We start from the raw sequence: 22,221 nt of genomic DNA on the forward strand, positions 1-22,221 counted from the left end.
TGGCCCGTGAGTGTCCAGGAGGACAACGCCGTATGGCCAAGATGATCGCGTTCGACGAAGAGGCGCGCCGCGGCCTCGAGCGGGGCATGAACCAGCTCGCCGACGCCGTGAAGGTGACCCTCGGCCCCAAGGGCCGCAACGTCGTGCTCGAGAAGAAGTGGGGTGCCCCCACCATCACCAACGATGGTGTGAGCATTGCCAAGGAGATCGAGCTCGAGGACCCGTACGAGAAGATCGGCGCCGAGCTGGTCAAGGAGGTCGCGAAGAAGACCGACGACGTCGCCGGTGACGGCACGACGACGGCGACCGTCCTGGCCCAGGCCCTGGTTCGCGAGGGCCTGCGCAATGTGGCCGCCGGCGCCAACCCGATGGCCCTGAAGCGGGGCATCGAGGCGGCCGTGGCCAGCGTCTCGGAGGAGCTGCTCAAGCTCGCCAAGGACGTGGAGACCAAGGAGCAGATCGCCTCCACCGCCTCCATCTCCGCCGGTGACACCAGCGTCGGCGAGATCATCGCCGAGGCGATGGACAAGGTGGGCAAGGAAGGCGTCATCACCGTCGAGGAGAGCAACACCTTCGGCCTGGAGCTGGAGCTCACCGAGGGTATGCGCTTCGACAAGGGCTACATCTCCGCGTACTTCATGACCGACCCGGAGCGTATGGAGGCCGTCTTCGACGACCCGTACCTCCTGATCGTCAACAGCAAGATCTCGTCGGTGAAGGACCTGCTCCCGATCCTGGAGAAGGTCATGCAGTCGGGCAAGCCGCTGCTGATCATCGCCGAGGACATCGAGGGCGAGGCCCTGGCCACCCTGGTGGTCAACAAGGTCCGGGGCACCTTCAAGTCGGTCGCCGTCAAGGCGCCGGGCTTCGGTGACCGCCGCAAGGCCATGCTCGCCGACATCGCCATCCTCACCGGTGGTCAGGTCATCAGCGAGGAGGTCGGCCTCAAGCTCGACGCCGTCGGCCTCGACATGCTGGGCCGCGCCCGCAAGGTCGTGGTGACCAAGGACGAGACCACCATCGTCGACGGCGCCGGCGACGCCGAGCAGATCCAGGGCCGGGTCAACCAGATCCGGGCCGAGATCGAGAAGAGCGACTCCGACTACGACCGGGAGAAGCTGCAGGAGCGCCTGGCCAAGCTGGCCGGCGGTGTTGCGGTGATCAAGGTCGGCGCGGCCACCGAGGTCGAGCTGAAGGAGCGCAAGCACCGCATCGAGGACGCCGTCCGCAACGCGAAGGCCGCCGTCGAGGAGGGCATCGTCCCGGGTGGTGGTGTCGCGCTGGTGCAGGCCGGCAAGACCGCCTTCGACAAGCTGGACCTGGCCGGCGACGAGGCGACCGGTGCCCAGATCGTCAAGATCGCGCTGGACGCCCCGCTGCGGCAGATCGCCGTCAACGCCGGCCTGGAGGGTGGCGTCGTCGTCGAGCACGTCCGCAACCTCAACCCGGGCCACGGCCTCAACGCCGCGACCGGTGAGTACGTCGACCTGCTCGCGTCGGGCATCATCGACCCGGCCAAGGTGACCCGTTCCGCGCTGCAGAACGCGTCGTCGATCGCCGCGCTGTTCCTCACCACCGAGGCCGTCGTGGCGGACAAGCCGGAGAAGACCCCGGCCGCCCCGGCTGGCCCGGGTGGCGGGGAGATGGACTTCTGAGTCCAGCTCCACCAGCACGCCGAACGGGGGCGGGCCGCGTCAGCGGTCCGCCCCCGTTCCGTGTCTCACGTCGGCAGCCGCCGCTGGTTTCGCCGCTTGTGCACCCGCTCGTACGGCGGCGGGATGCGGATCGGCTCGTCCACCAGTTGCAGCGGTTCGTCGCTGGCCGGCTCGTCGATGCCGGCCATCTCCACCAGTTGCTCGGCGTCGCCGTAGTCGAGCCGGTCGAACGGCAGTTGGCCGGAGACCTCGCCGACCGGGTGCCAGCTCGTCGGCTGGTCGTCGGTCCGTTCGTCGTCCGTGGTCATGGCTGCCTCCTTATGACTCGACCGTAGGGGGCGGTCAATGGCCACGGGCCGGAATGGCATTATTAGCGTCTATGCACTTTTCGCCCCATTAGTCATTCCTGTCCACCCAGCGCCTTCCGGTACAGAAAGAAAACCCGCTCGATCCTGGCCCCCGCCGCGCCCGCGTAGAACGGCACCGGACCCACCCAGCCGATCTGCGCCGTGCCGATTCCCGCTACCGCCTGGTCGCGCAGGCAACGCCGGAGCAGCACCCCACCGATGCCCGAGCCCTCGGCCGCCGGGGCCGTACCCATCGGCCCGAACCAGCTCGGCCGGGATGAGCCGTACGCCGCGAACCCGAGAACCTCGCCGTCCCGTTCCGCCAGGTGCGCGCCAGCGCCCGACCGCCCGAGCGAACCGGCCAGCTCGCCGTCCCACGTCCCGCCGAACGTGGACCGGGCGAACGCGGCCAGCGCGGGCAGGTCCGCCGGCTCGGCCCGGCGTACCGTGACGCCCTGGTCGGCCAGCCGGCGCTCGGCGGGCTCGGTCGTACGCACCGCCGGTGCGCCCTCGGCCAGGTCCACGGTCATGTTCCAGGCCGTCCGGTCCTGCCGGTAGCCGAGCCGTAGCGCGAGGCAGACCGCCGGGGTGTACCGCACGTCGATCCCCGGCCAGGCGTAGTACGGCGGGTTCCCGGCGAGCAGCAGTTCGGTCGCGCCCAGCCCGGCGAGCCGCCGTTCCGCCTCGGCCAGCAGGGCCCGCCCGACGCCCCGGCGCCGTTGCGCCGGCGCCACCGCCAGCAGGTCCACGTGGCCGAGCTCGGGGTCCCGTTGGGACCGCGACCCGACCAGCACGCCGATCAGCTCGGTGCCGCGTACCGCGCCGAGCCGCAGCACCGGCCGGTCGGCCGCCGCGCGGGCGGCGAGGGTGTCCACGATGGCCGGCGCCTCGGCCGCGTCCTCGGGCAGGTCGAGGGCCCGCCGGCAGAGGTCGACGATCGCGGGCAGGCGGTTCGGGCCGAGTTCGATGATCTCCGCGTCCATGGTCGCCGACCCTAGGTCATCCGTCCGCCGTCCGGCACCGCCCGACCGGTCCGGGTGCCAACGGCGACCCGGGTGTCAGGAGGGTGATCCGGCGCGCTGCGCGGCGCGGACCGCCGCGTACGCGTCGACCACGCCGGCGCCGACCTCGTCGGCGGGGCCGCCGCAGCGCGCCGCGTCCGGCGGCACCCTGGCCGGCGCGGCGGTGTCGAGCAGGATCCGCCGGGTCCGGGCCAGATCGCCGACGAGTGCCGGGTTCGCCGACCACATCAGCGCCACCACCCCAGCCACCTGCGGCGTCGCCATCGAGGTGCCGTCCAGGGTGGTGTAGCCGCCGCCGGGGTACGCCGACAGCACCCCCGCGCCGGGCGCGACCAGATCCGGCTTGGCGATGCCCGCTCCGGCCGGTCCCCGGCTGGAGAAGCGGGTGAGCTGCCGGGCCCGGTCCACCGCGCCGACCGTCAGCACGTCCGGGTACGGCGCCGGCGGGTCGGACACCGAGCCGCAGTACGGGCCGGAGTTGCCGGCCGCGGCCACCACCAGGATGCCGGCCGCGGCCAGCGCGGCGGTCGCCGGCCGCAGCGCCCCCGGGTCACAACCCTCGATCGGTGGGCAGCCCCACGAGTTGGTCAGCACGTCGGGTGCGCGTTGCGGCCGACCGTCGGTGAACGGGTCCCCGCCCGGCGGGAACGGCGCCAGCATGAACTGGAGGCAGTCGAGATAATGCGCCGGGCTGCCCAGGTTGCGGTCCAGGTTGACGCAGCCGACCCAGTCCGCCCCGGGGGCCACGCCGATCCCGTTCCGGCCCACCGCGCTGCCGATCGTGTGGGTGCCGTGGCCACCTCGGTCGCCGGGCGTGCGGCGGTGCTCCCACGGGTCGTACCAGGAGTCGTCGCCGCCCCGGAAGCCGGCGGCCAGGGCGGGGTGCCGACCGTCCACCCCGGAGTCGGAACTGCCGACCACCACGCCCGTCCCGGTCACCTTCAGCTCCGACCAGACCCGGTCGGCGCCGATCAGGGACACGTTCCAGACCGGACCGGCGGGCGCCGGCTGGTTGCCCCGGGCCGGGGGCGCCGCCGCCGGTAACGGGCGCAGCCGCTGGCTGATCAGCACGCGGCCCACCTCGGGGCGCCCGGACAGCCAGGCCCGTACCGCCGGCCCGCCGTCCGTCTCGATGGCGTTGATCAGGTAGTACGGCGTGGGGTGCAGGCGCAGCCGGGTCAGTTCGCGGCGCAGGTCACCCTGGGTCCGGTCGGCGGTGGCCACCAGCCGCCGGTACACCTCGGCCGCCCGCGCGTCCCGGCCGGCCCGCCCGGGCGCCCCGGCCGGGACGCCGGTCAGGTCGGCCTGTTCGCGCAGCACCACGAGCAGCCGCTCGCCGTACAGGCCGGGTTGGCCGGGGACGACGTAGACCACGGCCACGGCGGCGAGCAGGGCCGCGGCGGCCAGCCCGGCCGCGTTGCGGCGCGGGGCGCGGGCGCGGGGCCGGGCCAGCAGCACCCCGTACCCGATGGCGAGCAGGACCGCGACGACGAACGCGGCGCCGGTCGCGACCGCCACCCAGAACGGGACGTCGCGGCTGGTGGCCAGCAGGACGGTGATCTCCTCCGGGTCGGTGAACGCCAGCGGCCCGAGCAGCGCGAGGCCGACCAGCCAGCGGACCGGGCGGCGGCCGGCCGGCGCGCCGGCCCGCCGGGCCGCGACCTCCAACGCGCCCAGCACGACGCCGAGCGGCGGCAGCACGACCAGCGCCGGCAGTTGCGCCCCGGACTGCCCGGCCCCGGCGGCCAGCAGCACCAGGGTGACCCCGGCGACCAGCCCGCCGACCAGCACCAGCCGGGCCGGCCGGGGCGGTGCGCCGACGGCGAACCGGGCCCAGAAGGCTGCGTCGAGCAGGGCTGCGGCGAGTGCGCCGAGCGCGGCGGCGGCGAGGCCGGCGAGCACCGTTTCCAGCACCCCGCCGAGCGCGCCCACCCACGCCCAGGGCAGCAGCGTGACCAGCCCGGCGGCGACCGCCAGCAGGGTCACCGGGTCCGCCCGCCGGCCGCCCGCCGGCCCACCGCCACGAGGTGGCGCGGGAGCCGAGCCCGGCGGCACGCCGGCCGGGCCAGCCGGGGGGTGCTCCGGGCCGGTCACCACGTCGGGGGGCGTGGCGTCCGCGCGGCGGCGCGCCAGCCGGCCGAGCACCAGCGCGAGCAGGGCCCCGGTGGCGGCCAGCGCGGCCAGGTACGCCTCCTCGTGCACCGGCGGCACCGTCCGCAGCAGGGTCAGCGCGCCGAGCGCCAGCGTCCCGGCGAGCCAGGCGCGGCCGGTGGCCCGGACCGCCGGGGAGCGGGGCAGCAGCGCGAGCGCGAGGGTGGGCGCGCCCACCAGCAGCACGGTGACCAGCACGACCACCGGCCAGGTCAGCACCGCCCGGTGGAGACCCGAGGTGAGCACCACCTGGTCGACCACCCAGCCGGCGACCTGGCCCGGCACGGTCACGAAGACGGCCCAGGCGCCGGTGAGCACGGCGGCGACCACCGGCCAGGGCCCGGACCGACGGGGAGCGGGAACCGGTGGCGGGACCGGGGCTGCGGGGGGACCGAAGACCATGACCATCACCGTACGGCCCGGGCGGCGCGTGCCGCCGTGGCGTGCGGACGGTTACCGTGGACGGGTGCGCGACCCGAACGTGTCCCGATCCGCGGCCGGTCAACTCTCCGCCGAGCGCCGCGCCGACGACCTGCGCCGCCTCCGGGCCGAGCGCTTCGACGTGCTGGTCATCGGCGGTGGGGTGACCGGGTCGGGGGCCGCCCTCGACGCGGCGTCCCGCGGGCTCAAGGTGGCCCTGGTGGAGGCGCGGGACTTCGCCGCCGGCACCTCCAGCCGGTCCAGCAAGCTCATCCACGGCGGCCTGCGCTACCTGGAGCAGTTGGAGTTCCACCTGGTCCACGAGGCGCTGACCGAGCGCGGGCTGCTCGCCACCCGGCTCGCCCCGCACCTGGTACGCCCGGTGCCGATCCTGGTCCCGCTTCCTGCCGAGGGCCGGCTGAGTGACCTGCCCGGGCGCTTCTTCCGCCGGTCGTACTACGGCGCCGGGGTGGCTGCCTACGACGCCTTCGCCGGGCTCTTCGGCGGCGGGCGCGGCATGCCGCTGCACCGGCACCTGACCCGCGAGGGCACCCGTCGGGTCTTCCCGAGCCTGCGCGCCGACAAGCTGGCCGGGGCGATCCGCTACTACGACGGGCAGGTCGACGACGCCCGCCTGGTGGTGACGCTGGCGCGCACGGCGGCCAGCCTCGGGGCGACCGTGGTGACCAGCGCCCAAGCCGTCGGGCTGCTCCGGCAGGCCCGCGAGGTCACCGGGGTCCGGGTCCGCGACCTGGAGGCGCCCGCCGGCTCGCCCGACGCCGAGTTCGAGGTACGCGCCCGCACGGTGATCGCCGCGACCGGGGTGTGGAGCGACGACATGTCGCGGATGCTCGACGACGTCGGGCTGCGCCCCGGCCTGCGGGTCCGGGCCTCGAAGGGCGTGCACCTGGTGGTGCCCCGCTCGGCGATCACCGGCGAGGCCGGGCTGATCCTGCGGACCGCCACCAGCGTGCTCTTCGTCATCCCGTGGGGCGGCCACTGGATCATCGGCACCACGGACACCGACTGGCGGCTGGACCGGTCCCACCCGGCGGCCACCGCCCGGGACATCGACTACCTGCTGGAGCAGGTCAACACCGTGCTGGACCGCCCGCTCACCACCGACGACATCGAGGGCGTGTACGCCGGGCTGCGCCCGCTGCTGGCCGGCGAGGCGGACTCCACCTCGAAGCTCTCGCGCGAGCACGCGGTGGTCGAGCCGATGCTCGGGCTGCTGCTGGTGGCCGGCGGCAAGTACACGACGTACCGGGTGATGGCGTCGGACGTGGTCGACCGGGCGGTGCACCGGCTGGGCGGGACGCGCCCGTCGCGTACGGCCGACCTGCCGCTGCTCGGCGCCGACGGGTACGCGGCGATGTGGCGGGACCGGGCCGACCTGGCCCGCCGGCACGGGGTGCCGGTCGGTGTGGTCGAGCACCTGCTGGAGCGGTACGGCACGCTCACCCTCGACGTGCTGGCCCTGGTCGGTGCCGACCCGCTGCTCGGCTCGCCGCTCGCCGGTGCCCCCGAGTACCTGGCCGCCGAGGTGACCTACGCGGCCCGCGCCGAGGGGGCGCTGCACCTGGAGGACGTGCTGACCCGGCGTACCCGGATCTCCATCGAGACCAGCCACCGCGGCCTGGAGTCGGCGGAGCACGCCGCGGAGCTGATGGGTGCGGTCCTCGGCTGGGACGCGGCGACCCGGGCTCGCGAGGTAGCGGTATACCGGGCCCGGGTGGAGGCCGAGCGGCGGTCGCAGCTGATGCCGGACGACGTGGCCGCCGACGCGGCGCGGCTGGGCGCTCCGGACGTCCGCGGCTTCGCGGCGGACCGGGGCGGCGAGGGCGACGCCGCCGAGTTGCCGTCGTCCTCGCGGTGACCAGCGGGTAACGTCGTTCGGAGGGTATCGGGCGCTACCTACGGAAGTGTAGGTTCCCTCCGTGCTCCGCCCGTCATGGTCGCGCGTTCCGCTCATGTCCGCCGGCGTCCTGCTGGCGACCGCCCTGACCGGTTGCTCGCTGTTCGGCCAGGCCGAGGGCGGCACCAACCCGGGGGCGGGCAACGCGACGGCCGTCGCCGGCGAGTCCCGGCGGGTCTCGCTGATCCAGAAGCTCGGCACCGACGGCCCGGTCCGCACGCTCGAGGTGGACCCGAGCGGGCGGTGGCAGTGCCGGGACTGCGCCGGCGACGGGGTCGACTCCACCGGGTCGCTCAACCCGGAGCAGACGCAGCGGTTGCAGCGGATGCTCGCCGACCCGGCCCTGGCGCAGGAGACCGACCAGGCCCGCCACTACAAGCAGACCTGCATCGACGCGTTGACCTCCACCCTGCTGATCTCGCCGGAGCTGACCATCACCTCGCAGGACTGCCCGGGCGAGGAGAAGCCGCCGGTGGCCAACGAGATCCTGCTGCTGCTCACCCAGACCACCCCGGCCGAGGACAAGGGCTGAGCGTCAGCACACCTTGCCCGGGTTGAACAGGCCGGCCGGGTCCAGCGCCTGCTTGATCGCCTGGTGCACCCGGATGCCGACCGGGCCGATCTCCCGGGCCAGCCAGTCCCGCTTGAGCAGCCCCACGCCGTGCTCGCCCGTGCAGGTGCCGCCGAGGTCCAACCCGAGTCGCATGATCTCGTCGAAGGCCCGCCGGCCGCGCGCCACGCTGGCCGGGTCGGCCCGGTCGACCACGATGTTCGGGTGCATGTTGCCGTCGCCGGCGTGCCCCACCACGCCGATCGGCACGCCGCACTCCCCGGCGATCCGCGCCACCCCGTCGAGCAGGGCCGCGAGCGCGCCGCGCGGCACCGCCACGTCGTCGATGACCAGGCCGCCGTTGCCGCCCGGGAAGGTGTCGGCGGCGAACTTCTCCATCGCCGGATGGGCCAGCCGCCGGGCCTGGAGCAGCGCCGCCGCCTCCGCCGCGTCGGTGGCCGCGTAGACCTCGTCGGCGCCGGCCGCCGTGCACACCTCGGCGAGCCGGGCCAGGTCGTCCGCCGCCCGCCCGCCGGTGTCCACCGCCGCCAGCAGCAGCGCCTGCGCGTCGGTCCGCAACCCCATCGGCCGGTACGCCTCGATGGCCCGCAGATGGGTCTGGTCGAGCAGCTCCAGCAGGCTCGGAGTGAGCCCGCGCTCGGCGATGCCGGCGACCGCCGTGCCGGCCGCCGCCGTGGTGGGGAAGACCGCGACCAGGGTGAGCGACTCCTCGGGTGCCGGCCGCAGCGAGACGGTCACCTCGGTGATCACGCCGAGGGTGCCCTCCGAGCCGACGAAGAGCCGGGTGAGGTCGTACCCGGCGACGCCCTTGGCGGTCCGTCGGCCGGTGCGCAGCACCTCGCCGGAGGCGAGCACCACCTCCAGGCCGAGCACGTACTCCGTCGTCACGCCGTACTTGACGCAGCACATGCCGCCCGCGTTGGTGGCCACGTTGCCGCCGATGGTGGACGACTCCCACGAGCCCGGGTCCGGCGGATACCACAATCCCTGCTTCGCCACCGCGCCGGCCAGCGCCGCGTTGACCACGCCCGGCTGCACCACGGCGATCCGGCTCACCGGGTCGATCTCCAGGATCCGGTCCATCGCCACCGTGCTCAGCAGCAGCGCGCCGTCGACCGCGTTCGCCGCGCCGGCCAGCCCGGTCCGCGCCCCCTGCGGCACCACCGGTACGCCGTGCCGGGCCGCCGCCCGGACCACCGCCACCACCTCCTCGGTGGTGCGCGGACGGACCACCACCAGCGGCGTACCCGCCGCGCAGAGGTCGGCCTCGTCCCGCTCGTGGCTGCGGAGCAGATCCGGGTCGGTCAGCACCGCGGTGTCGCCGAGCGCGGCCCGCAGATCGTCGAGGAGGGGGGTACCGGCCATGCCGGGAAGGCTAAGTCGTGCCGGTCGTGATCATCAACCGGGCGTACCGTTGGTCGCCATGCTGTACCTGGACCGGCCGGTGGTGCCCTCGCAGGGACGGCTCTGGTCGCACCTGATCAGCGACGTCTCGTACGCCGAGCTGCACGCCTTCGCCGAGGCGTTGGGCGCACCCCGCCGCGGCTTCGACCGGGACCACTACGACCTGCCGGCGGAGCGGTTCCCGATGGCCGTCTGGCTCGGCGCCCGGGTGGTCCCTTCCCGGGAACTCGTGCGGCTGCTGCGGGACGCCGGGCTGCGCCGCCCCAAGCACCTCACCCGCCTTCCAGGGCAGCGAGTTCCCGGGTGAGGTTGGCCCGGGCCGGTTCCTCCCAGCGGGCATGCGGCTCGGGGAGGCGGTAGAGGGCGGGCAGGGCCAGCAGGCCGGCCAGCACCGTCGCCCGGCCGGCGCGGAAGGCCGGTTCGGGGACGTGGGCGTACTCGCGCCGGACGGCCGCCGCGTAGCGGTCGTAGCGGTCGGCCGGGGCGGCCAGGATCGCCAGGTCGGCGTCGCACAGCAGTTCCCCGTCGGGGTCGTCCGCCCGCACCACGTGCCCGGCGGTGAGCAGCACCAGCCGGCGTACCTCGGCCACCGCGTCCGCCGGCAGCCCGAGGTCGGCGAGCAGTTCGCCGGCCAGCTCCGCGCTGGCCCGTTCGTTGGCGTCCCCGCCGGCCCGCGGGTCGTAGACGGCGTCGTGGCACCAGGCCGCCAGCCGGACCAGCTCCGGCCGCCGGGCCTGCCCGGCGTACGCGTCGACCACGTCGAGCACCGCCCGCAGGTGCGCCACCGTGTGGTAGTGCCGGTGCGGCTCCCGCCACCCGGCCAGCAGCCGCACCCCGGCTCCCGCCACGGCGGCCGGGTCGACCGCGCCTGCCGCGCGGGCCGCGTCCCGCCACCGCTGCATCAGTTCGTCCACCCGGTGCAGTCTGCCCCACCGCTCGGGACGAGGATTCACCCCGTGAAGGACGGGTAGTCCCGGCCATGGCCGTGGCCCGGGACCGACGACTGCCGTTCCTGCGGCGTAAACGGCTGCGCGAGGGACTGGTCGACGTCGACGGGGCCCGGATCGCCGAGGCGATGGACGAGCTCCGCCACCGGGGCCGGGCCACCTGGCACGACCGGCTGCACCGGGTGCGTACCTCCGCCGGCCTCGCCGTCCAGGCGGGCCTCGCCGCTGCCCTGGCCTACCTGGTCTCCCACCGGCTGCTCAAGAATCCGCAGCCGGTGTTCGCCCCGATCTCCGCGGTGGGCACCCTGGCCGCCTCCGTCGGCCAGCGGTTCCGCCGGACCGTGGAGCTGATCGTCGGGGTGGCGATCGGGGTGTTGCTCGGCGACGGCCTGATCTACGTCCTCGGGACCGGTGCCTGGCAGCTCGGTCTGGTGGTGACCGCGGCGATCCTGCTGAGCATCTTCGCCGGGGCGAGCGTGGCGGTGGTGATCCAGGCGGCGGCCACCGCCGTGCTGATCGTGACGCTCAGCCCGTCCACCAAGAATCTGGAGGTGCCCCGCTTCATCGACGCGGCGGTGGGTGGCGGCATCGCGCTGCTGGTCACCGCGGTCCTGCTGCCGCTGAACCCGTTACGCGTGATCAACCGGGCCGCCCGGCCGGCGTTGAACCTCCTCTCCGACCAGCTCCAGGCCTGCGCGGAGGCGCTGCGCAATCGGGACCGGCACGCGGCGCAGCAGGCGTTGCTCCGGCTTCGGGAGAACAAGGAGGAACTGGCCGCGCTCTCCGAGGCGATCGAGGGCGCCAAGGAGACCGCCACCATCTCGCCGGCCCGCTGGCACCGGCGCAGCGAGCTGACCCACTACGCCGAGGCGGCCGACCCGATCGACCGGGCGATGCGCAACAGCGGCACCCTGATCCGTCGCTCGGTCACCCTGATCGAGGACGAGGAGCCGATCCCCGGGCCGATGCCCGACGCGATCAGCCACCTCGCCGAGTCGGTCCGCCTGCTCCGCCAGGAGTTCGCCGCGGGGGAGGAGCCGCAGAAGGCCCGGGAACGGTCCCTGCGCGCGGTCAGCGAGGCCAGCCGGGCGTACGCCGAGGGGGTGGGTTTCTCTGGCAGCGTGGTGATCGCCCAGATCCGCACCGCGGCGAGCGACCTCATGGTGGCCTCCGGCATCGACCAGGAGGAGGCGAACCGGCTGATCCGGCAGGCCTTCGGCGAGCGGGAGCAGCGGACCGGCGGTCCACCCGACCAGGGCGAATCCCCCAAGCCCCCCACCGCACCCCCCGTCGGCTGACCCCCGCCCCGCGTGTCCCGTTTGACTGCAGCTTCACCGAAAGAGTGGCCATCCGGTAGCGAATAGCCCCGCTTCCCCGTGGCCGATCCGGTGGCGGGCGGCGGTCAGGGGAGGGTGGCGAGCGCGGTGAGGAGGGCGTCGACGTCGGCGGGGGCGGTGCCGAGGCCGAGGCTGGCCCGCAGCGCGGTCGGCGGCAGATCCCGCCGGCCGCTGCGCGCCGCCGCCTCGGCGAGCAGCCGCCGGGCCAGCGGGTGAGCGCAGAAGAGCCCGTCCCGCACCCCGATCCGGTGCGCGTCGGCCAGGTGGGCGGCCACCTCGGCCGAGTCCCGTCCGGCGACCACGAAGGAGACGATGCCCACCCGGGGCGCGTCCGGCCCGAAGGTACGCAGCTCCACCACGTGCGGCAGGGCTGCGATCCCGCTCCGCAGCCGGGTCAGCAGCGCCTGCTCCCGGGCGTGCAGCTCGTCCCGGTCCGCCTCGGTCAGCGCGGCGCAGACCGCTGCGAGGGCCACCGCGCCCAGCAGGTTCGGGGTGCCCGCCTCGTGCCGCGCCGGCCCGTCGGCCCAGCGCACCTCGTGGGTGGCCGCGCCGACGTGGCTGGTGGCCCCACCGCCGACGAGGTACGGCGGGGCCGCGTCCAGCCAGTCAGCGCGCCCGACGAGCACGCCCGCGCCGAACGGGGCGTACAGCTTGTGGCCGGAGAGGGCCAGGTAGTCGACGTCCAGCGCGGCCAGGTCCACCGGGACGTGCGGGGCGAGTTGGGCCGCGTCCACCAGGATCCGGGCGTCGTGCCGGTGGGCCACCCGGGCCAGCTCGGCCACCGGCCAGCATTCCCCGGTCACGTTGCTCGCGCCGGTCACCGCGACCAGCACCGGCAGGCCCGGCCGGGTTCCGGCGCCGACCCGGGCCTGCCCGGCCTGCACACCCGTTCCCGCGCTGCCCCGCCGCAGCTCGGTGAGGGCGGCGTCGAGGGCGCGTACCGCCTCGGCGGGGCTGGCCGGCACCGGCAGCCGGACCGAGCCGCGCGGCCAGGGGAGCAGATTGGCGTGGTGCTCACCGGCGAAGGTGACCACGGTGGTGCCGGCCGGCAGCGCCCGGGCCAGCAGGTTGACCGCGTCGGTGGTGTTCCGGGTGAAGATCACGTGGTCGTCCGGGCGGGCACCGAGGAAGTCCGCGACCGTCTGCCGGGCTCGCTCGTAGGCCAGGGTGCAGCGCCGCGACAGTGCGCCGGCGCCGCGGTGCACGCTCGCGTACCAGGGCAGCAGCTCGGCCACCGCGTCGGCCGCGGCCCGCGCGCACGGCGCGCTGGCGGCATAGTCCAGGTTGATCTCCCCGGGTACGCCGAGCACACCCAGCGGATCCGGCCGGCTCGACGCCGGCAGTGTGGGCAGCGTGGGCAGTGTGGGTACGACGGTGACGGTCATGCCGGAACCTCCCGGGTCCAGGGGACCCCGGGGTGGGCTACCGGGACGGGGTCCGCGCTTGCCCAGCACGCGGTTCGGGCTGGGCCCGGTCATCACCCGGGGCACCCCACCGCGAACTCGACGAGGGTTGCCGGCCAGCAAGCCGGGGCTTGACGCTGGCGCTCGTGACCTGCCCGGCAGCATACCGGGCCCGATGCGGCCGGACCAGAGGGCCACGGGTGACTACGCTGACCGCATGGCCGACACCCCGCCCGGCGGCGCCCTGCCGCCGCCGCCGTCCGCGCCCGCCCTCCCGCCGCCGGGGTCGTCGACCCCCCGGATGCCGCTGCGCCGGCTCGGCTGGCGGCGGATCCTGGCGCTCGCCGCGGTGGTGCTGCTGATCGCCGCCGGCGCGGTGTTCATGGTCTTCACCCTCGGCGAGAGCCTGGGCGCCGAGGCCCTGCTGGTCGGCGTCGTCGCGGCGATCCTGCCGGTGCCGGTGCTGGTCTCCTGCTTCCTCTGGCTGGACCGGTACGAGCCGGAGCCGCTGAAGTATCTGATCTTCTGCTTCGCCTGGGGCGCGTTCGTCTCCACCGCCATCTCGCTGCTGGTCAACGAGACCGGCGCCCGGCTGTTCAAGGACTGGGGACTGCCCGAGGCGCTGACCGCGGTGCTGGTCGCCCCGTTCATCGAGGAGTTGACCAAGGCGGCCGGGCCGATCCTGCTGCTGATCTTCCGCCGCCGGGAGTTCTCCGGGATCACCGACGCGCTGGTCTACTGCGGGCTCTCCGCGATCGGCTTCGCCATGGTGGAGAACATCCTCTACCTGGGCGGATACGGCTACCGTACCGGCGTCGAGGAGTACGGACCGGCCACCGGCGCGCAGCAGGTCATCGCCATCTTCATCGTGCGGATCCTGCTCTTCGGCTTCGCCCACCCGCTGTTCACCTCGATGACCGGGGTGGGGCTGGGCGTCGCCGCCCGCACCGCCGACCGGCGGATCCGCGTCCTCGCCCCGATCGCCGGCCTGCTGCTGGCGATGATGCTGCACGGCACCTGGAACCTGCTGCCGTCGCTGGCCGTCGCCACCGGGCAGCCGATCATCGTGCTGTACGGCTACATCGGCGTGATGGTGCCGATCTTCTTCGGCATGGTCGGGTTGGCGGTCTGGCTGCGCGCCTGGGAGGGGCGGCTCACCGAGCGGACCCTGCCGGACTACGTCCGGGCCGGCTGGCTCACCCCGCCCGAGGTGGCGGCGCTGGGCAGCCTCGGGCGGCGGCACGCCGCGCGTACCTGGGCCCGGCGGGTGGCCGGCGACGGCGGGTTGAAGGCGATGCGGGGCTACCAGTTCGCCGCCACCCGGCTGGCGCTGCTGCGTGACGGGATGCGCCGCGGGCTGGACCGGAAGCCGGCCGAACGGGAGCGGACCCTACGGGAGGAACGGGAGCTGCTGGACGCGATCACCGCGTACCGGTCGTTCTTCGTGGGGCGGGATCCGCAGGCCCCGGTCGGCGTCTGGGACGGGCAGCACTACCACCTGCGGTTCCCGGACGGCTCGCAGCGGCCGGTGGCGGCTCCGGACGAGCCGGTGGTGCCGATCCCGGTGGTGCTGGCCCCGCCCCCGGCCCAGCCGTCCCCCTACGGCCCGCCCGGCTGGTACGGCCACCGACCGGCCGCGCCCTGGCCCCCCGGAGCCTGACGGCCCGCCCGGCTGGTCCGGCACCCGGTCTCCGGTGCCGGCCGCGCCCTGACCCCCGAGGGCCTGACGGTGGCGGGACAGCGGCGAGGTCAGGCCATCAGGCCGCTGAGGAAGTCGCCGAGGCCCTGGGCGATGGCCATCAGGAGGGCGCCGATCGACTTGAACAGCTGCGCCGCGCCGTCCGGCCGGAACGCCATGAAGAAGATCAGGAAGCCGACCGCTCCCACGATCAGCAGCTTCTTCACGAATACCGGCATGGTCCCTCCCCAGGGCGCTGGTGCTTGCCTGGCTTCCCAGGGGGAAGCGGCGCAAACGGCACCCCGGGGCGGGCGGCTACAGGTAGAGGCCGGTCGAACCGGTCGACTCGTTCTCCACCCGCTCGGCGGCGACGGCGTGCACGTCCCGCTCGCGCAGCAGCACGTACGCCCGCCCGTGCAACTCGACCTCGGAGCGGTCGTCGGGGTCGAAGAGCACCCGGTCGCCGGCGACGATGGAGCGCACGTTCGGGCCCACCCCCACGGCGACAGCCCAGGCCAGCCGCTTGCCCACGGCCGCGGTGGCCGGGATCACGATGCCGGCGGTGGACCGGCGTTCACCCTCGCCGCCCTCGGTACGCACCAGCACGCGGTCGTGCAGCAGACGGATCGGCAGGCCGGAGTCGAGGTTCTGGTCGACGGTCACGCGAAGACGCTACCGCGTGCCCCGTGGTCGACCGTCGGCGTGGTTGATTGGCGCGGGACAGGGGCAATGTGTGGCGAACTCGCCCTAGGGTGGGGCGGACGGACGTATCCTGTCCGCCCTGTGTCGTGGGCGGACCAGAATTGCGGGAGGTGCGCTTGAGCCGCTTCGAGCGGATGCGCAGACGGCTCCGCCGTGCGTACGAGTCCGGCCGCCAGTCGGCGCGGGCCGACCGGATCGACCCTGACGACGCGCCGGGGGAGTCGGCGGCGCCCTCGCCGTCCACGCCGGGCCCGGCCGCCCCCGCCAGCGCCCCGACGGCCGGGGTGGCCCCTCCGGCGGCCCTGCACAACTCGACCACCAGCCGGGACGACGCGGACGTGCCGCACGCCCTGCGGATCGCCGCGGCCTGGTCCTGGCGGTTGATCGTGATCGGCCTCGTGGCCTGGGCGCTGCTCAAGATCGTCGGCACGATCCGCATCGTGATCATTCCGCTGGCGATCGCGCTGCTGCTCTCCGCGCTGCTCGCCCCGGCGGTCGGCTGGCTGCTCAAGGCCCGCTTCCCGCGGTCGCTGGCGACCGGGGTGGTGCTCGTCGGCGGCCTGGCCGCGGTGGTCGGCACGCTGACCCTGGTGGTGAACGAGTTCATCGCCGGCGTGCCGGAGCTGAGCGACAAGTCGTCGCAGGGCGTGCGGCAGATCCAGAGCTGGCTCAAGACCGGCCCGCTGCACGTGTCCGACAGCCAGATCAACCACTACATCGACGAGGCGCAGAAGTGGATCAGCGGCAACTCCAAGACGTTCACCACTAGCGCCCTCTCCACCGCCGCCACCCTGGCCGAGGTGCTCACGGGCACCATCCTGGTGCTCTTCGCGACCTTCTTCTTCCTCCGCGACGGCAACAAGATCTGGCGGTTCCTGGTCCGGCTGCTGCCGGTGGCCGCCCGGTGGAAGGTCGACGACGCCGGCCGGGCCTCCTGGGCGACGCTGGGCGCGTATGTCCGGGCCACCGTGCTGGTCGCCTTCATCGACGCGGTCGGCATCGGGATCTTCCTGGTGATCTTCAACATCCCGTTCGCGTTCCCGCTGGCCGCGCTGGTCTTCCTGGGGGCGTTCATCCCGATAGTCGGAGCCGCGCTCTCCGGCGGGGTGGCCGTGCTGGTGGCGCTGGTCGACAGCGGCCCGGTCACCGCGCTGATCATCCTGGGCGCGGTCATCGGCGTGCAGCAACTGGAGGGGCACGTGCTCCAGCCGCTGATCATGGGTCGGGCGGTGGCCATCCACCCGCTCGCGGTGATCATCGGGATCGCCGCCGGGGTGGTTCTCGCCGGCATCGCCGGCGCGCTCGTCGCGGTGCCGCTGATCGCGGTGCTCAACACCGCGATCCGTCGGCTCGCCGCCCGGACCGTCCCGGACACCCCACCGGACGCCGTGGTGGTCGCCTCCCAGGCCCCCTGACGCGCGTCCCCCGGCTCGATCCACTCCGGGTGCGGCCGGCGCGCGGACCGTCGGAACCGCGCCGGCCGCACCCGGAGTGGCGTCAACGCCGGGCGGGGGTCAGGACTTGCCGAGGCGCTCCAGCGCGCCCCGGGCCACGTCCGGGCGGGTGGTGTACCAGAACGGCGGCAGCGAGCGCCGCAGGAACGGGCCGTAGCCGCGGGCCGTCTCCAGCCGGGAGTCGAGCACCGCCACCACCCCGCGGTCGCCGGTCGCCCGGATCAGCCGGCCGACGCCCTGGGCCAGCCGGACCGCCGCGATCGGCACGCTGACCGCCGCGAAGCCGGAGCCGCCGCCGGCGTCCACCGCCGCCGCGCGGGCGGCGGCGAGCGGCTCGTCCGGCCGGGGGAAGGGCAGCCGGTCGATCACCACCAGTTGGCAGGCGTCACCCGGCACGTCCACCCCCTGCCAGAGCGACATCACCCCGAACAGGCAGCTCTCCCGCTCCTCCCGGAACCGGCGGACCAGCAGCGGCAACGCCTCCTCGCCCTGGAGCAGCACGGGCAGGTCGGTCCGCGCGCGGAGCAACTCCGCCGCCTGCTGCGCGGCCCGCCGCGAGGAGAAGAGCCCGAGGGTACGCCCACCGAGCGCGCCGACCAGCGCCAGTAGTTCCTCGCCGGCCGCCTCGGGCAGCCCGGAGACGCTGGGCCGGGGCAGGTGCGCGGCGACGTACAGGATGCCCTGTCGGGCGTAGTCGAACGGCGAGCCGACGTCGAGCGAGCGCCAGCCGGGCCCCTCGGTGGCCGGCACCGTCCCGACCGCGGCCCGGCTCCCCGGAGTGCTCGCCACCGGCCCGGTGGCGGCGCCGGTGCGGCCGGCAGCGGCCGCGCTGGCCAGCGCGGCGGCGGCCGGGGAGGGCGGGGCGGGCGGCGGCGCCTCCAGCCCCAGCGCCCGGGCCACCGTGTCGAACCGGCCGCCCAGCGCCAGCGTCGCCGAGGTGGCGACCACGGTGCGCTCGTCGTACAGGTGGGTGGCGAGCGTGCCGGCGACCGAGAGCGGCGCGACCACCAGTGCCCGCCGGCTGCCGTTTTCCGGCTTCTCCACCCAGGCGACGTCGTGGTCGGCCTCCTCCAGCAGCCGCTGCGCGGTGGTGGAGAGCTCGTCCAGCACCGCCTTGGCCTGCTGCTTGCGGACCGGGTCCGGGTCGTCGGCCTTGATCTCGCCGATCGCCTCCAGCGCAGCCCGGGTCGCCGCGTCGAGCAGCGTGCACGCCTCCCGGAGGGGCGGCGGCAGGCCAGCGGTGAGCCGCCCGGCCGGCGCCTCGGCCAGCCCCACCGCGAGGGCGTCGCCCGCCTCGGTGAGCCGCTCGGCGACCTCCGGGCGGAGCAGTGGCCGGGCCCGGCGGGCGGACCGGTCGATCAGTTCCGGGACCAGCTCCGCCTGGGCGGCGGACGACACCCGGTCGGCCAGCTCGTGTGCCTCGTCGACGACCAGCAGCTTGTGCGGCGGCACGATGTGCCGGCCGGCCAGCATGTCGACGGCGAGCAGGCTGTGGTTGGTCACCACGATGTCCGCCTCGCGGGCCCGGACCCGCGAGGCCTCGGCGAAGCACTCCTGGCCGAACGGGCAGCGGGTGGCGCCCACGCACTCCCGGGCCGGCATCGAGACCGACCGCCACACCTGGTCGTCGACGCCCGGGTCGAGCTCGTCCCGGTCGCCGGTGGCGGTCTCCTCCGCCCAGTCGCGCAACCGCTGCATCTGCTTGCCGAGCCGGCCCGCCTCGCCGAGCCACTTGGTGCCCCCGCCAGGCCGGGGCGTGTCGAAGAGGGTGTCTTCCGGCTCCTCCTCGACCGAGTTGTCCAGCCGAGCCAGGCAGAGATAGTGGTGCCGACCCTTCAACACCGCGAAGGTGGGGCGGCGGCCGAGCAGCGGCTCCACCGCGTCGGCCAGCCGGGGCAGGTCATGGTCGACCAGCTGGGACTGCAACGCCAGGGTGGCGGTGGAGACCACCACCGGGCCGTCCACGGCCAGCGCCGGGGCCAGGTACGCCAGCGACTTGCCGGTGCCCGTGCCGGCCTGCACCAGCAGGTGCTCGCCGGAGGCGATGCTCCGCTCGATCGCCTCGGCCATCTGCTGCTGACCAGGCCGGGTCGCGCCCCCGGGGACCGCGCCGACCGCGGCGGCCAGCAGCTCGCCGCCGCCGGGCCGGGTGCCCCGACGTTGCTTTCTGACGGCGGGACCGGTGGCGGCAGGGGGCGGGGTCACCGTGCGACCGTACCCGCCGCCGCCGACAGCGGTCCCGCCCATCCGCCGCGTGGCGCGATCCGGCCGGGTCGCGTCCGGTTACCTGCCGATCGCGTCGCGTGGCCGGAATCGGTTAGGGTGCCAGTCATGCCGAGCGACGTGGTCCGCGTGATCTACCGCAAGTACGACGGCAGCGCCCACCGCGACTACCCCGCCCGCCGGCTCGCCGAGGACGACCTCGGCGTCTGGCTCGGCGTACCGGCCGGCACCGGATCGGTCTACCACGGCCGGCCCTCGGTCGAGCAGATCCCGTTCGTCCTGCTGGTGCCCCGGCACGCCTGGTGGACCGGGATGTTCAACCCGCCGCCGCGGACCAGCGAGGTCTACTGCGACATCGCCACCCCGGCCCGCTGGGAGGGCGACGAGACGGTCAACCTGATCGATCTCGACCTGGATGTGGTGCGCCGCCGCGAGACCGGCGTGGTCGAGCTGCGCGACGAGGACGAGTTCGCCGAGCACCGGGAGCGGTTCGGCTATCCGGACGACCTGGTCGTCGAGGCCGAGGCGGCCGCCCGCTGGCTGTTCGGCGCGCTCGGGGACGGCACCGAGCCGTTCGCCACGTCGTACCGGAAGTGGCTGGCCCTGGTGGTCTGAGCCGGCTCACGAGTGCGGCGGCCAGCCGGTCTGCGCCCCCACCGCCGGCAGCTGGGCCACCTTCTCCGGATTGAGCTGGTTGAACACACCCGTGATCCGGCCGTCGTGCACCGCGAACGAGGTGACCACGCGGATCGGCCGCCCGTCCCGGAACACCGTCTCCGCCTGCCAGCCGAGCGCGCCGTCGACCAACACGGGTCGGGCGAGGACGCGGTCGCCGTAGCGGCTCGCCTGGCCGAAGAGCCCGAGGACGAACCGAGCCACCGCCTCGGCGCCGACCACCGGCCGGCGGGCCGCCGGGAAGTGCCCGCCGCTGTCGCCGATCAACACCACGTCCGGGGCGAGCACCTGGACCAGCCGCTCCAGCTCGCCGGACTCCGCTGCGGCGATGAACGCGGCGAGCACCCGCTGCTGCTCGGCGAGGTCGGCGGTGTGCCGGGGGACATCCGGCGCGGTCACCGCCCGGCGGGCCCGGGAGGCGAGCTGCCGAGCCGCGACGGTCGTGGTGCCGAGCACGTCCGCGACCGTGGCGAACGGCACGGCGAAGACGTCGTGCAGCACGAACGCCACCCGCTGCTCCGGGCTCAGCCGCTCCAGCACCACCAGCAGGGCGGTGCCGAGCTGGTCGGCGCGGACCGCCCGCTCGGCCGGGTCGGGAGCGAAACCGTCCGCCGCGGGCACGTCGGTCACCACCGGCTCCGGCAGCCACTGACCGGGGTACGCCTCCCGGCGTACCCGGGCGGAACGGAGCACGTCCAGGCAGATCCGCGAGCAGGTGGTGGTCAGCCAGCCGCGCAGCTCGCGGATCTGGGCGCGGGCGGCCGGATCGGCGAACGCGCCCGCGTACCGCAGCCAGGTCTCCTGGACGGCGTCCTCGGCCTCGCTCCGGCTGCCCAGCATCCGGTGGGCGACCGCCATGAGATGGCCGCGCTCCGCCTCGAACTCCGCCGCGAACTCCGCCGCCAGGTCCGTCACGGCCGCTCCCTCCCGTCGGAGACCACATTCTCCCCATACCTCTGGACGACCCACCGCCCCGAAACGTGACACGTTCGCTGTCCCGCCGCGCCCCGCCCTGCCCACGGCCAAGATCCGCGCACTTCACGTGCCCTCCGCAGCGTTGGGTGCCAGGCCGGTCAGCCACCCAGCAAGATCCGCACTAGGTCACGGAAGATGCTGCCTCCGGCGCGCCGGAAGCACCTCTTTCCCTGAAACTGTGTAGATCTTGGCGCGGGGCGCGGGGCGCTCGGGAGGCGGGGATGGGTGAGGTGGGTGAAGATCGGGGGATGAGCGGAGTCGATGAGGTGGTGCGGCCCGTGGGCGGCCCGATGCGGGAGCTGCTGCGGGTGGCGCCGGGTGGCCCGGCCGTGGACCTCGCGGGCATCGATCCCCGGTCGACGCCGGGGCTGCCCCCGGTGGCGGGGAGCGGGCGCGGGCCCAAGGAGTGGGCCCGTAGGCAGGTCGAGTTGCTCGGTGTGGCGCTCGGCCGCCAGCAGGAGATGCTGTACGCCGAGGCGAAGGGCGCCGCCGGTCCGGAGGCGCCGACCAGCGCCCCGGCCCAGGCCGGCGCCCACCTGGCTGGGGGCCGCCCGCGCCGGGTGCTGCTGGTGCTCCAAGCCATGGACTGCGGCGGCAAGGACGGCACGATCAAGCGGGTGGCCGGCGCGATGAACCCGCTCGGCCTGCACATCCGCTCGTTCGGCCCGCCCACCGAGGAGGAGTCGCGGCACGACTTCCTGTGGCGGATCCGGCGGGCCCTGCCGCCGCCCGGCTACGTCGGGATCTTCAACCGTTCCCACTACGAGGACGTGCTGATCGCCCGGGTCGAGTCGCTGGTCGACGAGGCAACCTGGCGGGGGCGCTACGACGCGATCAACGCCTTCGAGCGGGAGTTGACCGACGACTCGGTCACCCTGGTGAAGGTGATGCTGCACATCTCGTATGCCGAGCAGGGCGAGCGGCTGATGGAGCGGCTCACCGACCCGACGAAGTACTGGAAGTACAACCCGAGCGATCTTGACACCCGGGCCCGCTGGGACGACTACCAGGCCGCGTACGCCGAGGCGCTGCAGCGGTGCGGCACGGACGCCGCGCCCTGGTTCGTGGTGCCGGCGGACCGGAAGTGGTACCGCGACTGGGCGGTGGCCCACCTGCTCCGGGAGACGTTCGACGCGTTGGATCTGGGGTATCCGCCCGCCGACTTCGACGTCCAGCGGGAGCGCGACCGGTTGCGGGGTGAGGGCCCGAGAAGGTCAAGGTGAACGGAAGGTGAACGAGCGGTAAATCACCCCTGACCAGGGGTGGGCCGAAGGATGCCCCGTTACTCCGGGTACCTAGCATGCGCAGAGCGGACGCCCTTTCGGGGCGACGGCCACCC

19 protein-coding genes and 1 riboswitch are annotated in these 22,221 nt (G+C 74.6%); of the genes, 9 read left to right on the forward strand and 10 right to left on the reverse strand.

Going from position 1 to position 22,221, the window contains the following annotated elements:
• Window positions 1-32 precede the first annotated feature (32 nt).
• Complete coding sequence (groL, locus tag ABZ783_RS28400) at window positions 33-1,655, forward strand: chaperonin GroEL (RefSeq protein WP_357443403.1); 1,623 nt, start codon at window positions 33-35, stop codon at window positions 1,653-1,655.
• A 65-nt stretch (window positions 1,656-1,720) separates the two neighbouring features.
• On the opposite strand, the gene ABZ783_RS28405 is transcribed toward groL, so the two are convergent.
• The 3 genes from ABZ783_RS28405 to ABZ783_RS28415 all read right to left on the reverse strand — a co-directional run bounded on the left by ABZ783_RS28405 (window position 1,721) and on the right by ABZ783_RS28415 (window position 5,583).
• Complete coding sequence (locus ABZ783_RS28405; RefSeq protein ID WP_357443405.1) at window positions 1,721-1,963, reverse strand: hypothetical protein; 243 nt, start codon at window positions 1,961-1,963, stop codon at window positions 1,721-1,723.
• A 92-nt stretch (window positions 1,964-2,055) separates the two neighbouring features.
• Window positions 2,056-2,985 carry a GNAT family N-acetyltransferase gene (locus ABZ783_RS28410; RefSeq protein WP_357443407.1) on the reverse strand — a complete coding sequence of 310 codons (930 nt, stop codon included), beginning with the start codon at window positions 2,983-2,985 and terminating at the stop codon, window positions 2,056-2,058.
• Window positions 2,986-3,060: 75 nt separating this feature from the next.
• Window positions 3,061-5,583 (reverse strand): S8 family serine peptidase, encoded by a 2,523-nt coding sequence (locus ABZ783_RS28415; protein ID WP_357443409.1) that lies wholly within the window; start codon window positions 5,581-5,583, stop codon window positions 3,061-3,063.
• 73 nt (window positions 5,584-5,656) lie between these two features.
• Here ABZ783_RS28415 and ABZ783_RS28420 point away from each other — a divergent pair, with 73 nt between their 5' ends.
• Both ABZ783_RS28420 and ABZ783_RS28425 read left to right on the forward strand, forming a co-directional pair.
• Window positions 5,657-7,474, forward strand: coding sequence for a glycerol-3-phosphate dehydrogenase/oxidase (locus tag ABZ783_RS28420; protein WP_357443523.1), 1,818 nt, complete (start codon window positions 5,657-5,659; stop codon window positions 7,472-7,474).
• Between the two features lie 94 nt (window positions 7,475-7,568).
• Window positions 7,569-8,045, forward strand: a complete 477-nt coding sequence (locus ABZ783_RS28425; RefSeq protein WP_357443411.1) for a hypothetical protein — start codon at window positions 7,569-7,571, stop codon at window positions 8,043-8,045.
• 3 nt (window positions 8,046-8,048) lie between these two features.
• Here the strand turns inward: ABZ783_RS28425 and ABZ783_RS28430 are convergent, their stop codons facing one another.
• Window positions 8,049-9,449, reverse strand: coding sequence for an FAD-linked oxidase C-terminal domain-containing protein (locus ABZ783_RS28430; protein ID WP_357443413.1), 1,401 nt, complete (start codon window positions 9,447-9,449; stop codon window positions 8,049-8,051).
• 58 nt (window positions 9,450-9,507) lie between these two features.
• Between ABZ783_RS28430 and ABZ783_RS28435 the strand changes: the two genes are divergently transcribed.
• Window positions 9,508-9,795, forward strand: coding sequence for a DUF4031 domain-containing protein (locus tag ABZ783_RS28435; protein ID WP_357443415.1), 288 nt, complete (start codon window positions 9,508-9,510; stop codon window positions 9,793-9,795).
• Here the strand turns inward: ABZ783_RS28435 and ABZ783_RS28440 are convergent.
• The gene (locus ABZ783_RS28440) at window positions 9,761-10,402 is read right to left on the reverse strand and encodes a metal-dependent phosphohydrolase (protein WP_357443417.1); all 642 of its coding nucleotides are present in this window, start codon (window positions 10,400-10,402) and stop codon (window positions 9,761-9,763) included. The two genes, ABZ783_RS28435 and ABZ783_RS28440, sit on opposite strands and share 35 nt — an antisense overlap.
• A 71-nt stretch (window positions 10,403-10,473) precedes the next feature.
• On the opposite strand from ABZ783_RS28440, the gene ABZ783_RS28445 reads away from it, so the two are divergent.
• Window positions 10,474-11,733 carry an FUSC family protein gene (locus ABZ783_RS28445; RefSeq protein ID WP_357443525.1) on the forward strand — a complete coding sequence of 420 codons (1,260 nt, stop codon included), beginning with the start codon at window positions 10,474-10,476 and terminating at the stop codon, window positions 11,731-11,733.
• A 104-nt stretch (window positions 11,734-11,837) separates the two neighbouring features.
• On the opposite strand, the gene ABZ783_RS28450 is transcribed toward ABZ783_RS28445, so the two are convergent.
• Window positions 11,838-13,157: an aminotransferase class V-fold PLP-dependent enzyme gene (locus ABZ783_RS28450; RefSeq protein ID WP_357443419.1), complete on the reverse strand. Its 1,320-nt coding sequence runs from the start codon at window positions 13,155-13,157 to the stop codon at window positions 11,838-11,840.
• A gap of 49 nt (window positions 13,158-13,206) precedes the next feature.
• Window positions 13,207-13,327, reverse strand: a riboswitch (SAM riboswitch).
• A gap of 23 nt (window positions 13,328-13,350) precedes the next feature.
• Between ABZ783_RS28450 and ABZ783_RS28455 the strand changes: the two genes are divergently transcribed.
• Window positions 13,351-14,835 (forward strand): PrsW family intramembrane metalloprotease, encoded by a 1,485-nt coding sequence (locus ABZ783_RS28455; protein WP_357443421.1) that lies wholly within the window; start codon window positions 13,351-13,353, stop codon window positions 14,833-14,835.
• An 89-nt stretch (window positions 14,836-14,924) separates the two neighbouring features.
• On the opposite strand, the gene ABZ783_RS28460 is transcribed toward ABZ783_RS28455, so the two are convergent.
• Window positions 14,925-15,092, reverse strand: coding sequence for a hypothetical protein (locus tag ABZ783_RS28460; RefSeq protein ID WP_357443423.1), 168 nt, complete (start codon window positions 15,090-15,092; stop codon window positions 14,925-14,927).
• 76 nt (window positions 15,093-15,168) lie between these two features.
• Window positions 15,169-15,516, reverse strand: a complete 348-nt coding sequence (locus tag ABZ783_RS28465; protein WP_357443425.1) for a co-chaperone GroES — start codon at window positions 15,514-15,516, stop codon at window positions 15,169-15,171.
• A gap of 173 nt (window positions 15,517-15,689) precedes the next feature.
• Here ABZ783_RS28465 and ABZ783_RS28470 point away from each other — a divergent pair, with 173 nt between their 5' ends.
• Entirely contained in the window at window positions 15,690-16,970 is a 1,281-nt protein-coding gene (locus tag ABZ783_RS28470) for an AI-2E family transporter (RefSeq protein WP_357443527.1), read from the forward strand.
• A 99-nt stretch (window positions 16,971-17,069) separates the two neighbouring features.
• Here the strand turns inward: ABZ783_RS28470 and ABZ783_RS28475 are convergent, their stop codons facing one another.
• Window positions 17,070-19,256, reverse strand: a complete 2,187-nt coding sequence (locus ABZ783_RS28475) for an ATP-dependent DNA helicase (protein WP_357443427.1) — start codon at window positions 19,254-19,256, stop codon at window positions 17,070-17,072.
• Window positions 19,257-19,340: 84 nt separating this feature from the next.
• Between ABZ783_RS28475 and ABZ783_RS28480 the strand changes: the two genes are divergently transcribed.
• The gene (locus ABZ783_RS28480; RefSeq protein ID WP_357443429.1) at window positions 19,341-19,847 is read left to right on the forward strand and encodes a DUF402 domain-containing protein; all 507 of its coding nucleotides are present in this window, start codon (window positions 19,341-19,343) and stop codon (window positions 19,845-19,847) included.
• A gap of 6 nt (window positions 19,848-19,853) precedes the next feature.
• Here ABZ783_RS28480 and sigJ read toward each other — a convergent pair whose 3' ends face one another.
• Window positions 19,854-20,813, reverse strand: coding sequence for an RNA polymerase sigma factor SigJ (sigJ, locus tag ABZ783_RS28485; RefSeq protein WP_357443529.1), 960 nt, complete (start codon window positions 20,811-20,813; stop codon window positions 19,854-19,856).
• A gap of 317 nt (window positions 20,814-21,130) precedes the next feature.
• On the opposite strand from sigJ, the gene ABZ783_RS28490 reads away from it, so the two are divergent.
• Entirely contained in the window at window positions 21,131-22,105 is a 975-nt protein-coding gene (locus tag ABZ783_RS28490) for a PPK2 family polyphosphate kinase (protein WP_357443431.1), read from the forward strand.
• Window positions 22,106-22,221: the final 116 nt, after the last annotated feature.

The sequence above is a fragment of the Micromonospora sp. NPDC047738 genome, assembly GCF_040642675.1.
In the GTDB taxonomy this organism is placed as follows: domain Bacteria; phylum Actinomycetota; class Actinomycetes; order Mycobacteriales; family Micromonosporaceae; genus Micromonospora.

Excerpts from the sequence above, each read along its gene's own strand:
- ABZ783_RS28455 (WP_357443421.1), top strand. The coding sequence starts at position 13,351 with ATGCGGCCGGACCAGAGGGCCACGGGTGACTACGCTGACCGCATGGCC.
- ABZ783_RS28405 (WP_357443405.1), bottom strand. The coding sequence starts at position 1,963 with ATGACCACGGACGACGAACGGACCGACGACCAGCCGACGAGCTGGCAC.
- ABZ783_RS28415 (WP_357443409.1), bottom strand. The coding sequence starts at position 5,583 with ATGGTCATGGTCTTCGGTCCCCCCGCAGCCCCGGTCCCGCCACCGGTT.
- ABZ783_RS28430 (WP_357443413.1), bottom strand. The coding sequence starts at position 9,449 with ATGGCCGGTACCCCCCTCCTCGACGATCTGCGGGCCGCGCTCGGCGAC.
- ABZ783_RS28480 (WP_357443429.1), top strand. The coding sequence starts at position 19,341 with ATGCCGAGCGACGTGGTCCGCGTGATCTACCGCAAGTACGACGGCAGC.
- ABZ783_RS28490 (WP_357443431.1), top strand. The coding sequence starts at position 21,131 with ATGAGCGGAGTCGATGAGGTGGTGCGGCCCGTGGGCGGCCCGATGCGG.
- groL (WP_357443403.1), top strand. The coding sequence starts at position 33 with ATGGCCAAGATGATCGCGTTCGACGAAGAGGCGCGCCGCGGCCTCGAG.
- ABZ783_RS28425 (WP_357443411.1), top strand. The coding sequence starts at position 7,569 with ATGTCCGCCGGCGTCCTGCTGGCGACCGCCCTGACCGGTTGCTCGCTG.
- ABZ783_RS28435 (WP_357443415.1), top strand. The coding sequence starts at position 9,508 with ATGCTGTACCTGGACCGGCCGGTGGTGCCCTCGCAGGGACGGCTCTGG.
- ABZ783_RS28460 (WP_357443423.1), bottom strand. The coding sequence starts at position 15,092 with ATGCCGGTATTCGTGAAGAAGCTGCTGATCGTGGGAGCGGTCGGCTTC.
- ABZ783_RS28475 (WP_357443427.1), bottom strand. The coding sequence starts at position 19,256 with ATGGGCGGGACCGCTGTCGGCGGCGGCGGGTACGGTCGCACGGTGACC.
- ABZ783_RS28450 (WP_357443419.1), bottom strand. The coding sequence starts at position 13,157 with ATGACCGTCACCGTCGTACCCACACTGCCCACGCTGCCCACACTGCCG.
- ABZ783_RS28410 (WP_357443407.1), bottom strand. The coding sequence starts at position 2,985 with ATGGACGCGGAGATCATCGAACTCGGCCCGAACCGCCTGCCCGCGATC.
- ABZ783_RS28470 (WP_357443527.1), top strand. The coding sequence starts at position 15,690 with ATGCGCAGACGGCTCCGCCGTGCGTACGAGTCCGGCCGCCAGTCGGCG.